Source organism: Ignavibacterium sp. (assembly GCA_032027145.1).
GTDB lineage: Bacteria > Bacteroidota > Ignavibacteria > Ignavibacteriales > Ignavibacteriaceae > IGN3.
In genome coordinates this window covers 3,276,868-3,291,122 of sequence record JAVSMP010000001.1, presented here as the reverse complement: position 1 = coordinate 3,291,122, position 14,255 = coordinate 3,276,868, and the positions used below count along the sequence as shown (strand labels likewise).

14 protein-coding genes, 1 tRNA gene and 1 pseudogene are annotated in these 14,255 nt (G+C 33.0%); 4 read left to right on the top strand and 12 right to left on the bottom strand.

Annotated features, from left to right (window positions below; genetic code table 11):
- Positions 1–23: 23 nt before the first annotated feature.
- Entirely contained in the window at positions 24–353 is a 330-nt protein-coding gene (locus ROY99_13770; GenBank protein ID MDT3697445.1) for a hypothetical protein, read from the bottom strand.
- A gap of 76 nt (positions 354–429) precedes the next feature.
- On the opposite strand from ROY99_13770, the gene rnhC reads away from it, so the two are divergent.
- From rnhC to ROY99_13755, 3 genes are all read left to right on the top strand, one after another.
- The gene (rnhC, locus tag ROY99_13765) at positions 430–1,353 is read left to right on the top strand and encodes a ribonuclease HIII (GenBank protein ID MDT3697444.1); all 924 of its coding nucleotides are present in this window, start codon (positions 430–432) and stop codon (positions 1,351–1,353) included.
- 13 nt (positions 1,354–1,366) lie between these two features.
- The gene (locus ROY99_13760) at positions 1,367–2,464 is read left to right on the top strand and encodes an ATP-dependent 6-phosphofructokinase (GenBank protein MDT3697443.1); all 1,098 of its coding nucleotides are present in this window, start codon (positions 1,367–1,369) and stop codon (positions 2,462–2,464) included.
- 501 nt (positions 2,465–2,965) lie between these two features.
- Positions 2,966–3,039 (top strand) — tRNA-Asp (locus tag ROY99_13755).
- Positions 3,040–3,218: 179 nt separating this feature from the next.
- On the opposite strand, the gene ROY99_13750 is transcribed toward ROY99_13755, so the two are convergent.
- Positions 3,219–3,398, bottom strand: coding sequence for a hypothetical protein (locus ROY99_13750; GenBank protein ID MDT3697442.1), 180 nt, complete (start codon positions 3,396–3,398; stop codon positions 3,219–3,221).
- Positions 3,395–3,589: a hypothetical protein gene (locus ROY99_13745; protein ID MDT3697441.1), complete on the bottom strand. Its 195-nt coding sequence runs from the start codon at positions 3,587–3,589 to the stop codon at positions 3,395–3,397. Before ROY99_13745 ends, ROY99_13750 begins: the two co-directional genes overlap by 4 nt.
- A 395-nt stretch (positions 3,590–3,984) precedes the next feature.
- Between ROY99_13745 and ROY99_13740 the strand changes: the two genes are divergently transcribed.
- Positions 3,985–4,278, top strand: a complete 294-nt coding sequence (locus tag ROY99_13740) for a hypothetical protein (GenBank protein MDT3697440.1) — start codon at positions 3,985–3,987, stop codon at positions 4,276–4,278.
- Between the two features lie 562 nt (positions 4,279–4,840).
- On the opposite strand, the gene ROY99_13735 is transcribed toward ROY99_13740, so the two are convergent.
- The 9 genes and pseudogenes from ROY99_13735 to ROY99_13695 all read right to left on the bottom strand — a co-directional run bounded on the left by ROY99_13735 (position 4,841) and on the right by ROY99_13695 (position 14,114).
- On the bottom strand, positions 4,841–5,524 hold the full coding sequence (locus ROY99_13735) for a hypothetical protein (GenBank protein ID MDT3697439.1): 684 nt from the start codon (positions 5,522–5,524) through the stop codon (positions 4,841–4,843).
- Positions 5,525–5,732: 208 nt separating this feature from the next.
- Positions 5,733–5,990, bottom strand: a complete 258-nt coding sequence (locus ROY99_13730) for a hypothetical protein (protein MDT3697438.1) — start codon at positions 5,988–5,990, stop codon at positions 5,733–5,735.
- Between the two features lie 1,468 nt (positions 5,991–7,458).
- Positions 7,459–8,079: pseudogene (locus ROY99_13725) on the bottom strand (hypothetical protein).
- Positions 8,080–8,118: 39 nt separating this feature from the next.
- On the bottom strand, positions 8,119–9,120 hold the full coding sequence (locus tag ROY99_13720) for a putative DNA binding domain-containing protein (protein MDT3697437.1): 1,002 nt from the start codon (positions 9,118–9,120) through the stop codon (positions 8,119–8,121).
- Between the two features lie 184 nt (positions 9,121–9,304).
- A complete protein-coding gene (locus ROY99_13715; protein ID MDT3697436.1) occupies positions 9,305–9,880 on the bottom strand; it encodes a hypothetical protein in 576 nt (191 codons plus the stop codon).
- A gap of 42 nt (positions 9,881–9,922) precedes the next feature.
- Positions 9,923–10,882 (bottom strand): hypothetical protein, encoded by a 960-nt coding sequence (locus tag ROY99_13710; protein MDT3697435.1) that lies wholly within the window; start codon positions 10,880–10,882, stop codon positions 9,923–9,925.
- 279 nt (positions 10,883–11,161) lie between these two features.
- Positions 11,162–12,943 carry a DUF2326 domain-containing protein gene (locus tag ROY99_13705; protein ID MDT3697434.1) on the bottom strand — a complete coding sequence of 594 codons (1,782 nt, stop codon included), beginning with the start codon at positions 12,941–12,943 and terminating at the stop codon, positions 11,162–11,164.
- Entirely contained in the window at positions 12,930–13,166 is a 237-nt protein-coding gene (locus ROY99_13700) for a hypothetical protein (GenBank protein ID MDT3697433.1), read from the bottom strand. Before ROY99_13700 ends, ROY99_13705 begins: the two co-directional genes overlap by 14 nt.
- Positions 13,167–13,175: 9 nt before the next feature.
- On the bottom strand, positions 13,176–14,114 hold the full coding sequence (locus tag ROY99_13695) for a hypothetical protein (GenBank protein ID MDT3697432.1): 939 nt from the start codon (positions 14,112–14,114) through the stop codon (positions 13,176–13,178).
- Positions 14,115–14,255 lie beyond the last annotated feature (141 nt).

Here is a 14,255-nt window from a genome sequence, read left to right as displayed (position 1 = left end):
CCCGGATAAACCGGGCTTAAAAATTAGAATTTTTTCCAGATTTCATTCTTAATAATATCGTATTTGAGTTTCTGTTTTTTATCCAGTAAAGATTCAAGTTTAGTTTGAGCCTGACTGATAAATTGACTTTTAGAAGCCGGATTAGCAGCAATTTTATTTTGTAACTCAGATATAATATCTTTTACCTTGGTTTCCTGATCACTGGTAAGTAATACTTTTTGTTTTAAAGTATTAGTTATTTCATCTGTCTTTTTTTCATCCTGCTGGAAGCCAAAAAGGTAATTATTTGAAAAAAGAAAAAATGCAAATACGATTACTAAAACCTTAATCAAGTTTATTTGTATTCTTTTCATCGTTTTCTCCTTTGTAACTATTGGTAATATAAATTAATTTTAACCAAAAAAATAATCAAACTTTACAGCCTATCTTATGCAAGTTCTATTCCAAAAAGATGCTCTAGCAGAAATTAAAAAAATTGAACAAAAGCTAACAAATATTGGTTGTCAGATTTCGGAACTGACTACAAAAGCATTCAATTACGAAATGATTGTAATCAAAAATAAAGAAAATATCAAGATATTAGTGTATTTCGGAAAAAAAGGAGTTAAAACTATATTACAGGGCAACAGAGAATCAGCACTCTATAAACAGATCAGTAAATTGTTATTTGGAAGTGAATTGTTTATCGAAAACAACAATGCCGATGAAATAGACTTTGATGAATACATTGGTACAGATGAATCAGGTAAGGGAGATTACTTTGGACCATTGGTGACTGCAGCAGTCTATACAAATAAACAAATTAGCATTGAATTAGGAAAAATAGGGGTTAAAGACAGTAAGCTTATTTCCGATAATGAAATAAAGAAAATGGAAGCTGATGTTAAAAAAATTATTAAAAATAAATTTGATTTAATCGTAATAAATCCGGAAAAATATAATTTATTGTTTGAAAAGTTTAATAATCTGAATAAGATTTTAGCTTGGGCTCATACTAAAGCAATTCAAAATCTTATTGAGTCTGTAAATTGCAACAATGTAATAAGTGATAAATTTGGAAACGAGCATCTGATAAAATCAGAATTATCAAAAAAAGATATTGAGTTAAATATCTTTCAGATAACAAAGGGAGAAAGATTTATTGGTGTTGCCGCAGCCTCTATTCTTGCAAGAGCAAAAGTAATTGATTGGTTTAAGAACAAAAGTAAAGAGATTGGAGTGGAAATTCCCAAAGGTGCAGGTGGACAAGTGAATCTTATTGCACAAAAAATTTTAAAAAAAACAGATAAAGAATATTTATCTAAAATGATTAAATTTCATTTTAAAAATTCCAAAAACATATTTATGAAGTGAGAGGAAATATTTAATGCCTAAGAAAAACGGAATAAGAAGAATAGGAATATTGACTGGAGGCGGTGATTGTCCTGGACTTAATGCAGTTATCAGGGGTGTAACAAAACCAGCTGAAGATTATGGAATGTCGGTTTATGGTATCCTTGATGGTTTTGAAGGATTAGTTGAAGGTAAAGCAAAAGAACTTAAAAACTCTGATGTTTCCGGTATTCTTGCTCGCGGTGGAACTATATTGGGATCATCTAATAAAGGGGATCCGTATCATTGGCCTGTTGAAGTAAATGGGAAAATAGTAATACAGGATAAATCAGATGCTGCAGTTCAGAATTATAAAACCTGGGGACTTGATGCTCTGATTGCTATTGGTGGTGATGGAACTATGCATATTGCTCATAAACTTTCTCATAAAGGAATAAATGTAATCGGAGTACCTAAAACAATTGATAATGATCTTGATGCAACTGATGTAACTTTTGGTCACGATTCTGCAGTTTTTGTTGTAGCTGAAGCTTTAGATAGACTGCATACAACTGCATCATCGCATCATCGTGTGATTGTTACAGAAGTAATGGGGCGTTATGCCGGCTGGATTGCATTACACGGTGGACTATCGGGAGGAGCAGATATTATTTTGATTCCTGAAATTCCTTTTTCCTGGGATAGTGTGGCTGAAAAAATTCGTGAAAGAGAATTAAAGGGAAAAAGATTTTCATTAGTTTGTGTAGCAGAAGGAGCTAAGCCGATTGGCGGAGAAATTGTTGCAAAAGGAAATGACATCAAAAGAACCGATCCTGTTCAATTGGGCGGGATAGGAGAAATAGTAGCAAATAAAATTGCAGAAATGACCGGTCGCGAAACAAGAGTTACAGTTTTGGGGCATCTCCAACGTGGTGGAAGTCCAACACCTTACGATAGAATTCTATCAACTAAATTTGGTGCATTTGCTATTGACCTGGTAGCCAATAAAAAGTTTGGGAAAATGGTTGCATTAAAAGGTAATGAAATTAAAAGTGTAAAAATTGAAGATGCAATCTCCAAACAAAAGCTTGTTCAATTGGACGATCAGGCTGTTTTTGCAGCTAGAGCAGTTGGTATTTCATTTGGAGATTAAATATTTTGAATTATTAAGCAGTAACTATATATTTGCCGTGCAAAAAAAATTGGGGTCGTAGTTCAGTTGGTTAGAACGTCCCGACTATGTCGGGAAGGTCTCGAGTTAAGTAAGAATAAAATTAGATCAGAATAGTATAACGGGGTCGTAGTTCAGTTGGTTAGAACGTCCCGACTGTGTCGGGAAGGTCTCGAGTTCAGTAAGAATAAAATTAGAACAGAAAAGTATAACGGGGTCGTAGTTCAGTTGGTTAGAACGTCCCGACTATGTCGGGAAGGTCTCGAGTTAAGTAAGAATAAAATTAGATCAGAATAGTATAACGGGGTCGTAGTTCAGTTGGTTAGAACGTCCCGACTGTGTCGGGAAGGTCTCGAGTTCAGTAAGAATAAAATTAGAACAGAAAAGTATAACGGGGTCGTAGTTCAGTTGGTTAGAACGTCCCGACTGTGTCGGGAAGGTCTCGAGTTCAGTAAGAATAAAATTAGAACAGAAAAGTATAACGGGGTCGTAGTTCAGTTGGTTAGAACGCCTGCCTGTCACGCAGGAGGTCGCGAGTTCGAGTCTCGTCGGCCCCGCTCTTAAAAGCTTCAAAACGAATAGTTTTGAGGCTTTTTTTATTTCTGTTCTTTTCTATAATCCCACTGTCATTGTATCCACTGTGTACCCATTTTGTACCCACTTTTCGAAGGTACATCCGGTTTATTATTGATTGGTTAATATGGTTGATTAAATTTATAGACATTGCGGAAATAAATTACTGATTGCTTCCTTCTTTAGCAACTAAAACAAGGGTAATTTTTCCCGGTTGATAGATTACAGCAAATTCTTTTCCAACTTCAAAGCCGGAACGAACAAGCTGCGAATTCTTGATTTTAATTTGAGGGACTTTTGTAAAATCCCTCTTTGTTGGATGACTACTTTCGTAAACTTTCATTTTAACCCCCTTGGATAATATTGTTCAAAAATTCTTGAACAGATTTTGCATCTGAAATAACGACCAATAACTACATTACGGGAATTAACAAACGAATGAGTTTCTTCAGTCACTCGTAAATTTTCTTTACAGTTGTGTTTTGGAAACAATTCAGATTTAACGACAACACCAGGTATTTTTACTTCAATCATTATTAATGCTCCTTTTATTTCTTAATCAAACAAGCCGAGGCACACCGCCCCGAAAAAAAACATTTTGCCCCCTTACTAACCTCTTTTTTTGATTTACTGAGAAAGGCAAGGTGAAAAAGACTGCCGATAGCGAAGCGGTTGGTTGTATTTTTTGCCTTGCCAGGTCAGTTTGGAATGAGAATAAAATGAGAATGAAAAAGGAAATGTTTGGAACGCCTTATAGCAAATTGTTCAAAGGGGGCAAAATTTTAAAGAAGTAGAGACCGTTCAAAGAAGCGGTTGTAATAATCAGTAATAAAATATTTATAAAAAAAGAGAGAAAAACAGTATTAATTAATTTGAATCCTATATTTATATATGAATAAACTTTTATCAAATTAATTAGGAGAAAGCTAATGGAAAATTCATTATACAATATTTTTTCAGCAATTTCTGGTTTTATTGGAACAATATTATTAGCGTTCAGCGTGAATCCAGTATTCAAATCAATTAAAGGGTTGTTTAAAATTATGGAAATGGTAAATGATAGTAACGTGAGAAATTTTGATCAGATTGTTCTTACAGGAATGGACAGACACTTAGAAAACTTTTCTTTTAAGGTATCAAAGAGATTGGTATATATTGGATTATTGTTCATTATCCTTGGTTATATTCTGCAGATTATACCACTGTTCATAAACAAAGGCTAATATAATGTCTTTATTAGAATGGTTAAAATATAAGCTGAGAATGAGTTTCCTCTGGTAGTTGTGGAGCGATAGCGACACAGCTACACTCAATTGACGCTAAAGGTTTCCCGAAGGGATGGCTATGCCAAAGTTATATGAGAGCCTTATTGACGAAATGAACTTGCCTACCGGCAGGCAGGGCTGAACGAAATGGAGTTTTGTTTTGCGGCAGCAAAGCGACGAAATGTAGTACAAGCGAAATGAAGGAAATAGGGCGAAGTGAATGATAGAATTTCAAATGTTCTGTGATAATCTCTTTGTAGTTGTTGATCCCGATAGCATCGGGAGAAACAGTTACATCCTTATTAATGATAATAATAGGTTTTACTGAGAGCCTTTTATGAAGAATGAAGCGTGTGTCTCCGATAGGAGTCACTAAGCAAAATGATGAAATAAAGGGCGAAGGAATAGAAAGAAATACAAACACTATGAGTAATTGTTAATAAAAAAGCCCCGATTACTCGAGGCTTCCTACCTTCATTTTATTCCGGCAGGTGAACTGGAAGGATTGATTTACTGAAGATTAGTTGTTTGTAGTATAGGTTGCCGAATACTGAACAATCTTACCTTCAGCAGTTTTGGAAGCAACAATAAAGAACAAAATTGAGTTCTGGTATTTAGCTGCTACTGCTTGCTGTAACACATTCAATGGAATGTCAACTGTGGATGGCTGAGTGAAATCATAATCAGCCAATTCAGAATTAATTGAAGTAACTTGATATGCCGGATCTTCAGGATTAGTTGGATTGAAGTAACACAACACACCATTTGCTGAAAGATTAACTTCTTCCGGAGTGAATACAGAAGCAGAATTAAGAGCCAAAAGCTCTACAGAAACATTATCAGCTTCAACTGTAGCTGCTTGCACTGGAAGTGCGAAACCACCAGGTGTCAAAATGTTCTGATCGGTTGGTCTTTCTGTTGAAGAATAAGCAAAGTTATTCTTAAATGCATAATTAAACACCGATAAACGAAATGTTTTCACCTTCTTCCATATCTCATATAAAGATGGAAGAGAGAGCAAAACCTTAATGAAGTTGCCGGTTACAGCAAATTTCTTTCTGATTTCAACAACGGTAGGATCTTGACTTGCATTAAAGCTGGCAGGTCTTGAAGCAAGTATGGTTCTACCTTTAACAGTTCGGGCAGCAAGGTTACCAAGCTTACCACTTAAATTTCCAATTACTGAACCTTTTACTATAGCCATTTTATTACCTCTTATGTTTAGTGAAAATTTATGGCTCAATTCTAAAAAAGGATGAGGAATTTTACACTGTAGAGATTTGACAGTGAGACTATTTAGAGACTTGTTAGAGACTTGGTCAGGGCTGGGCAACAGTCATTGGTCAACGGTCATTTGGAGCGAGTGCAGGATTGCAAAATTGCAAGATTACAAGATTGGCTGAAAAAGATTATTAAGAAAAGACAACTGGAAGCTTTAGCTTCAAAGTTCTTTTTCGGAAAAGAATATTATTGATTGTAGAATCAGAGAGTGAATATTTCTCACTTAAGATTTGGATGCAAGTTGAAGCGGTGAATTTGTTACGAAGTTCTTTATACTCGTTTCTAATCTTTAGGTTGCGGAGTTCTGTTTCATCAATCAAATTTAATGAACGTAGTTGGCTGAAGTAATCAGATGAAATAATATGCTTTATATCAAATTTCTCGTTCATTGTAATTATTTACTGTTTCCATAATCAAAATTATTGAATGGATGAATTTGAGACAACGTTCAATGTTTATGTTTGTATTGCCTTTGTTTTCACTTCATTCTAAAAATGTAACTTGGACGAAATGGTCCGCCTTCATTTCATTACGGCGGATAAAACGGAAATATTTTCTAAAGTGTATTTTTGTATTTGGACAGATTGGACGCAAATTCCAGAGGTTTTAAATCGCAAATGAAAAGTACCATTAATTGTATCCAAAGTGTCCAAAACTTTTACGTTCTTTTCTCTTGATAGAAAAGAACCAAAAGATCAAGACTGCAAATAAATTCCTAAAATTGTTCTTCATTACGCTACAGAAAAATAACTCGCTTCGCTCAAACAGATTTTTCTGTTTAATCCCGATGAATCGGGACAAGCTGCTCCATTGCGAATAATTTCTTGACGGAATTTATTTGAGGTCGTTTTTTAGAGAACAATAAGAAAGAAAAAGTTAATTATACAAAGGAAATGTTTTATGTTGGTTTCTTTTTACCAGTGTAAGCTGAAGCCCGATTTGCATCGGGATAAATTCCAGCGTGTCGCTTGCCTATATGAGCGGAATGAAGGCGTGTCGAGGAACGAGCCGCCGTAATGAAGCGATGTTTAATCTAAAATATTTCGACAGGACAAAAAATATTATGATTAAATGATGCTTTCTACCAATGAAAGCGAATGAAGGGTGTGGCGAGGAACGAGCCACCCGGAATGAGCGATGATGAACTGACAAGGTAACGTGCCGAGTTTACATAAGCCAACATTATATGACTTCGATAGAACTACAAAGTATCAGATAGAACTACTTAACCCAGTTATATAATGTTTCTTATGTAAATCTGGCTGACAATGTCAGACCCCGCCAAATTAAACAATAGCTGGATCGTAAGTATTAAAATAATTTGGCGGGGCAGGTGAACTGAGACCACAAATGTATCGTTGCTTGATGATGTTCCTCTTTTGGTTCGTTCATTTCTTAAATAATAGTTTCCCAGCGAGAAGTGAAAGGATTTTTAGAAAAGGTAAATTCTTATTCTATGGTAAGTTATAAGGATAGTTTTACTTGGGCTTTACTAAAAAGGGCGATTTCTTTACTGGAGTTATATAAGGTTAGAAAAGAACAAAAGGGACTTACTGAACTTAAAACTTATTGTTTACAGCTTACTTACAGCTAAAAGTATGAGTTTTACAGCTAATTCATTGGTTAAATATTGGCTAAAAATGTTTTGATTATTAAATGAAAACGTAATATTTAGTGATTTTATTGTCTAAATGATTGGCTAATTATTGTCTAAAGATTGTCTAATTTCTTTTCTAAAAAACAGATTTTGTGCAAGAAGTAAAGAGGGTTTTAGAAAAGGAAATCCTTTGATTTATAAAGATTTATGCAATAACCTCTGCTAATCCTTTTCTAAAATGTTCGATTTTCTTTTCTAAATTATTTAACGAGAATCCATTTAGAAATGGAGCGAGTGCCAACGTTTTTTATTCTTTTGTCTTTTTGAGAAAGTTCAGACAATAGATTTTTTATTTTATTCAACCTTTGCTTTTCATTCAAAACATCAGGAAGCTTATTCAATAATAATTTGTCAATGTCCTCTCTGGAAGCTGAATGATATTCAGATAAGTATTCAAAAATTAATTTTTTATAGTAATCTTTATCGAATGCTCTATTCTTAATGTAGGTAGTTTTATCACCAGTGATGGATGCAATCTTTGATGTTACAAAAATATTAGGGTATCTGCCTTCAACGAGTTTTTGATTCTTAAGATGCTGTGATTCTTCTTTTGTTAGCTGCTGACTTTTTTGAACTTTGTCCAATAGAAATGTTGTGTATAAATCTAAGTCTGCTTTTTCAATAAGAAGTTTTGAATAGTTTTCATTTATAATACGACCATAGATTTTTAGTGTTATTCTATCAGGCATAGAAAAATCATATTCGGGTAAAGGCAAGTATCTTTTCTTCTGCTCAAGGAACATCTTTTTTATTCCGTGACCAACAGTATCTATCATTCCAAGGTTTACCATTGCTTGTGCTAAAAAACTGTTGCGATATTTTTCCGGTGTTTTATCTTTGAAAAGATATTCTTCAAGATTTCATTCAAAGAATTTTCCGGCATTGGTAAAAATCAATTCATCGGTTTTTTCTATTACATTTATCCGTGAGTTGAGTGAATAGACTTGATGAGCTATACAGTTATTTAATGCCTCCAAAATAATCCATTGCTCATATTTGCTGACTTCAATCGGTGTAATACTATCAGCCGGAAGTATTTTGTAGTTATAGTTACGAATCTTTTGATAAAGATAATTTATCGTTAAGAAGAACGGTGGGTCGAAATGTTCGTAGCCGGATTCTTCTGATTCGAGTTTCCAGGTTATTCTTGCAACTGACGGTGACAAGTAATGAGTTGATTCGGGTTTGCCAAGTAAAATTATTGCTGCATTTGTAATATTACCATTTATAGTGATTTTAGCTTTATCAAGGAATGCAGCATCATTCCAATTATTAATATCACTGAATATTGCTTTGTCCTTACTTTTTGCTTTGTATACTTCGCGGGCTTTTAGAATTGCTGTTGGATCCAAATCATTGATTGAAGCTTGCGGAATTATTTGAGCAGACCAATCGAATTGATTAGCTTGCTTGCGAATTTGTTCAATCTCTTGAAGGTTTAACGCACCTAAATCTTCTCCATCGCGTCCGTAATAATGACCTTCCCACGCTACCGGAATTCCGGGCGGAGCTGCAGGAATTTGGAATAAAACAACGCGACCGTTTTGATGATTTACTTCAAAGATTTCTACGAAAGTAATCCGGTTAGTAGTTTTATTTGCGATTTCAGATTTAAGAGAATCCAAAGCCGGGCGATAGTTACGATAATTGGTTCCTACAACAACGTGATTTTTATTTACACCAAAGATTAGCCAACTACAATTTTTGTTTTTAAGATTTGCTTCATTGCTTAAAGCAGAAAAGTATTTACCCAGTTTTTCAAAAGAGTAATCGTTTCTTGCTTCCTTGAATTCCACAAGCTCTGTCTCTCCAGGAAGAGCAAGTAATTTGTTTAGTTTATTTAATAGTTCAGATTGAGTCATATTTTAATTATGAATTGATGCTAATAACATACTTAAAATGATATTAGTAAAATTAGGAAAAGAATTAGAGGATGGAAAGTTTAGTTTTATTTGTATTCTCCAAATAGAATCAATAAAAACGGCGCTGTCATTGACTACGCCGGTTCAAGAAATGTCCAGTTTTTTAATTAAAAAACTGGACAAATTAATATGCTTTTATGTTGTTGCACCGTACAAGCATTTGTATAACAATTTTAACCATAATAAATTTTAATTTTTTCCCTTCATCAAGAAATTTTTCTATTTCTTCGATATATAATTCGCAAAGAGTAATTATTTCTTCTTTGCCAGACCAATCATTGAACCTATAAATAATCGAGGCCTTAGTTATATTTGAATTTATTTTAGGGGCTTTTTGTCCGAATTCGCTTTGCGATATAATATTTCCATCCTTATCAGTAACTGTTGCAGTGCCGCTCACGTAAATTGTTGCTGTTGATTCTATAAAATGCTCGGCTTGTGTTTTGAGCGGTTCACTATGAATGTTTAAATCTCTTTTGTCTTTAAGGAATTTAATTACTTGATTGGAATTAACTTTTTTATCATACCAAGTTTGACCACCAGAAATAGTTTTACATTCTTTCTGGGCATATTGAAAAACAGAACGTGATGATGTTAAAAAAGCACTTAAATTGTTCTCAAAATCCTTTCTTTTCATTTTTTGAGATTTCATTATTTCTAAAAAATATTTGGCTTCGTCAAGTTTTTTATTTTCGTTCATATTTTGGGTATTACGTTTGATGATGTTAGAGCATAAGATTTTTTAAAATAACTTTCCTTGACCGGAAATATCATCTTCATATTTCAATGGTCTGACATTATAAAATTGGTTTCTATATCTCTGAGGATCATTCAAATCTGTTTTTTCCTTTGGGAAAAATCTGATCATAATTCTATTAAAATGTGAATAAGGACTGTTTTTGTTTTGCGGTTCTCTAATAATTCGCTGAACTAAAGGCAGCATAAGATTTAATAATTCCGTTCTGTATTTCCCTCTATTGCTTTCTTCTACTCCGTGAATAACATTTGTAACAGCACCTAATACGCAATCAATAAGTTGAATTATATTCGAGCGTTCATCAATTGTATGATCTTTTTGTAAAAATTCTATTTCATTTTTTTGGAATGTGAAATTTGATTCTTCGGAATGCAATTTATGAATGACGTGCCAAGGGAAATAGTGATGAAGCTGCTGCTGTCCTTGTTCGTGATAGATGTTCTTAATAGTAATCTTTTTATTTCTGAAGAAACACTTAAGTGCATATTTAATCGCGGTTCTAAAAAATCGGTTATATTTAGAATTGAAATTGCTGTTAGGATCGAATTCCTCTTTGTTCAGATTGCTATCATTTATTCCGAGAATGTAGCAATAAAATTTTTTATGACTTTTGGATGGATTAAGAATGTATTGGAACCATCTTTTACAAATATTTTTTTCATCAGCAGAACATATATCAACCCAATGAATAGGTAAATTGTTCTTATTATAGTAGGGAGATTTTTTATCAAAGTTATTACAAAATCTTTCACAAATAATATCCGGTAACAATGGATTACTGCAATCTTCGACTATAATGCCTATATAATGCCAGTAGTTACCGCTATATGGGCACTTCCTTGACATTATCTCATCAGCATAAATGTTTACTTCAATTTGCTCATTGATTATCAGTCCAAAAAGATCCTTTTTCAGATAATTATTTTGTTGTAAAGCAGGATTCATACGTTATTGTTAAAGTTAAAAAGTTCTTAATGATTCTTTCATCATCTTAAAAGTTGTATAATTGATATAGTTCTGAATTTCATATTTGGTTAAACTCGCGTAAAGATGCGGTGAGTTATCAATTATGTAATTTGAGCAATAATCATCCATCATTGCTTTTACTACCAAATCGTAAAGCTATCTGTCATCTTGAAGAATATTATCCTTGATTGTGGTTCTGGTTCTGGGCAAATTGTTGATGAAATGATTTCAGAAGTTCATATTTAAAATCTTCATCTTTCATATAGAGTAATCTACTCCAAATAATAATTTAGTTGGTGTAAGTACTTTTATAGATTCATTGGCAATTTTTTCGGGAGTGAGCAAGTCTGCTTCGCCGAAATTGTCTGTGAGTGTTCCTTCTTCATTTAAAGTAAGGATGTACTGAAATTCTTTGCCGTCTGCTTTCTGTTCATTTAAGTATTTGTATAGTTCAATCAAATGTGTTTTATCCATCTCATTAAATATTCCATCGTGGATTAAAAAACGAGGCGCCTTGTAACCTTTTTCTATTGAATAAAATAAAACGGATAAATCATATATTAGTGTTCTCCCTTGATTTCTGCCGGTTGAAAGCATCTTGCTGGATTCTAAAATACTTATCGTAAGCTTTGCATCAGTTTTGAAATTTGTACTTATAACAAATTCAGAGGGGGCTTTGATGTCTGCATAAAGTCTGTGGTATATTCCGGATAATACACGAGCAAATTCAAATTGCTGCCGATTAATTTTATCTTTGAAATCCAACAAGTCGGCTTCAATATTTTTTTCTTGTTTTTCAATTGATATTTTTTTGCGGGAAAGATTTTGATAGATAGTGATTTTGCTTTTTAAATCATTCATCTCAGTTTTTAGGTCATCAAGAGAGCGATAAGCGGAAGTTAAATCTTTAATGGCTTTTTGGGCTGATAAAAATTTGTAAATACTGCTTCGCTCTTTGTCCATCGCTTCTATTTTAGCCTCCCTTTCGCTAATGACACCTTTTAACCTTTCGATTTCATCTTTTAAAAATTCACTTCGTGATTTAACGAGAGATTTTCGAAAGGCAATTACTTCATCGAGAGATTTCTTAATATTATCGGCAAGTAAAGAATTAAATTCTTCGTATAATCTTTTTACTTTAGAAGTAGTAAAACCCAATTCAAGGTTAAAACTTTCAAGGTAATTATCAATTTTTTGTTGATCATTATTATTCTGAAACCAAAGCTGCTTAATTTCAGAGGTTAATTTATCCGCTTTGCTTTCTTCAACCTTATACTGTTTTTTTAATTTGAAGGCATCGATTGAACGGTTCAATTCTTCGATTTCAATTTCAAGATTACTTATTCTATTTTCTGCTGCCGGAATTTCTTTAAGGTTATAAGTCACATTAAGAATAGCGCTTACTTCATCGAGCGCGGGGCCAAGCTTTTTCAATTCTTGCTGAACTTCATAATTTAGATGGGATATTTCATTATCGATGTTAAGTAAATAGAAATGATATTGAATAAGTTCAGGAAGAGAAGAACCTTTCAAGTATTTTATAGGATTGGTGAACTTATGATCTTTTGCAAATTGTATTTTAATATAAAAGGGTAAAAGTTTTCTTAACCATTGATTGGAATAGAAACCGGGATAGTCCGGACGTTTGAAAATAAGATCGCAAAGAACGGGTTTTAAATCTTCAATATAATATTCGACCGGAGCGGAATCTATTTGTGAAAATTTAATGCGAGCCGGTGTATCGAATGGCCTAATTATTTTATAAACCTCATCATCAACAGTAAATTCAAGAACTACCGAAATGCCATTTAGTATACCAGCTTTTTTAGCATCATAAATTCTCTTGCCTTCATTTTTCTTGAATGAGGACAGAAGAGCAAAATCAATTAATTCAAGTAAGGCGGATTTGCCGATTCCGTTAAGTGATTCCTTAGTATCTGTATCAACTTCTTTTTTACCGAATATAAAATTAACACCAGGTTGAAATTCAATCGGTTCAAAAAATTCCTTACCAATGGTGTATAATTTATTCAGCAGCATTTTTTGTTAAATTTAGTTGAGAATTTGAAAAAGTAATTATATCAGCCCACCATAAAAATGTTATAGCATTATAATATTGTTCTAAATTAAGCAAATGTTTTTCACGAAGCCTTTGAAAAAGTTTTTCAATATTGTACGGCTTATCTTTTAGATGCTCTATTATATATGACCCAATAATTAAAGGATTCTGGTTTAAGTCTTCGTATTTATTCGGAATAATCATCTATTCTTGTCAGCTCCAAAAAGAAGGTTCTTTTAATTCTTCTTCCGTCCTTACGCCAAATTCACAAGCTTCAAAAAATAAAAATACAATTGCAGTTGCATTGTGAATGTAATAATCATCATCGCGATGTTCAGGCTGGACTAAAGTTTTGGCAATCTTTTCTATGATTTTATAATCGTATAGTATAACACGATAATCAGCAATATCTCTGATTTCACAGAATGACATCCGAATCCTTTTAATTAAAAAATCAACTTGGCGTGAATCTATTTCGAGCTGGTACTTCAAAAATTGTTCAGCCAATAATATATTGGAGAAGCATTTAACAAACATATCTTTAACAATATCGAATTGATATTTCCCAAAATTTAAGGGAATCTTTTCTTCAATTTTTTTTAGTTTAATATCATCTTCGGCGAGCGTTTTAAAATCAGCTGGAAGCGGCGCATTAAATAAATAATCAAAAATTGATTTCAGAATCGAGCGGTCTCTTTCTTCACTGTAGGTGTTGTACATATAGGAAGCGAGCAAAGAATTTGAACCGAGAATAAAAGTAATATCTTTCATTTCAAAGGAAAGGATTTTGGCGGAGATATCCAAAGGCGACCAAATATTAAAAACATTTCCGGGGTATAATTTGTTCAACTTTTCCTTAATTTTACCATCAACTGAACCGGAATCTTTTGCAAACAAAGTGCAAAAATTAAACTGGATTTTATTTTTGGGCAATAAATTTTTAAGAACCGATTTTGAGTTTAAATTAGAAGGCAATGCTTTATACAAAACCGATTCAATTACAATCCCTTGTTTGGCGCTTTCCCCATTTACAGATGATTTGTGATCAGGAAATAATTTTTCCAGTAATCTACTGCAAACTTCAAGAAAAGCATTGTCGTCAAGAGACCTAATATGTTCTTCTACAATGCTTGAATAATTTAGTTTATTCATTAAAAAGAACGAAAATTTGTAGTAATTTAACGCAAATTATGATATTTTTACAAAAATTGAAAGAAAGAGAAGAAAAAAGAAAAGATTTCTCGGTCGCTTCGCTTCTTCAAAATGACAAAGTGAGAAGTGAATGAAAGATTT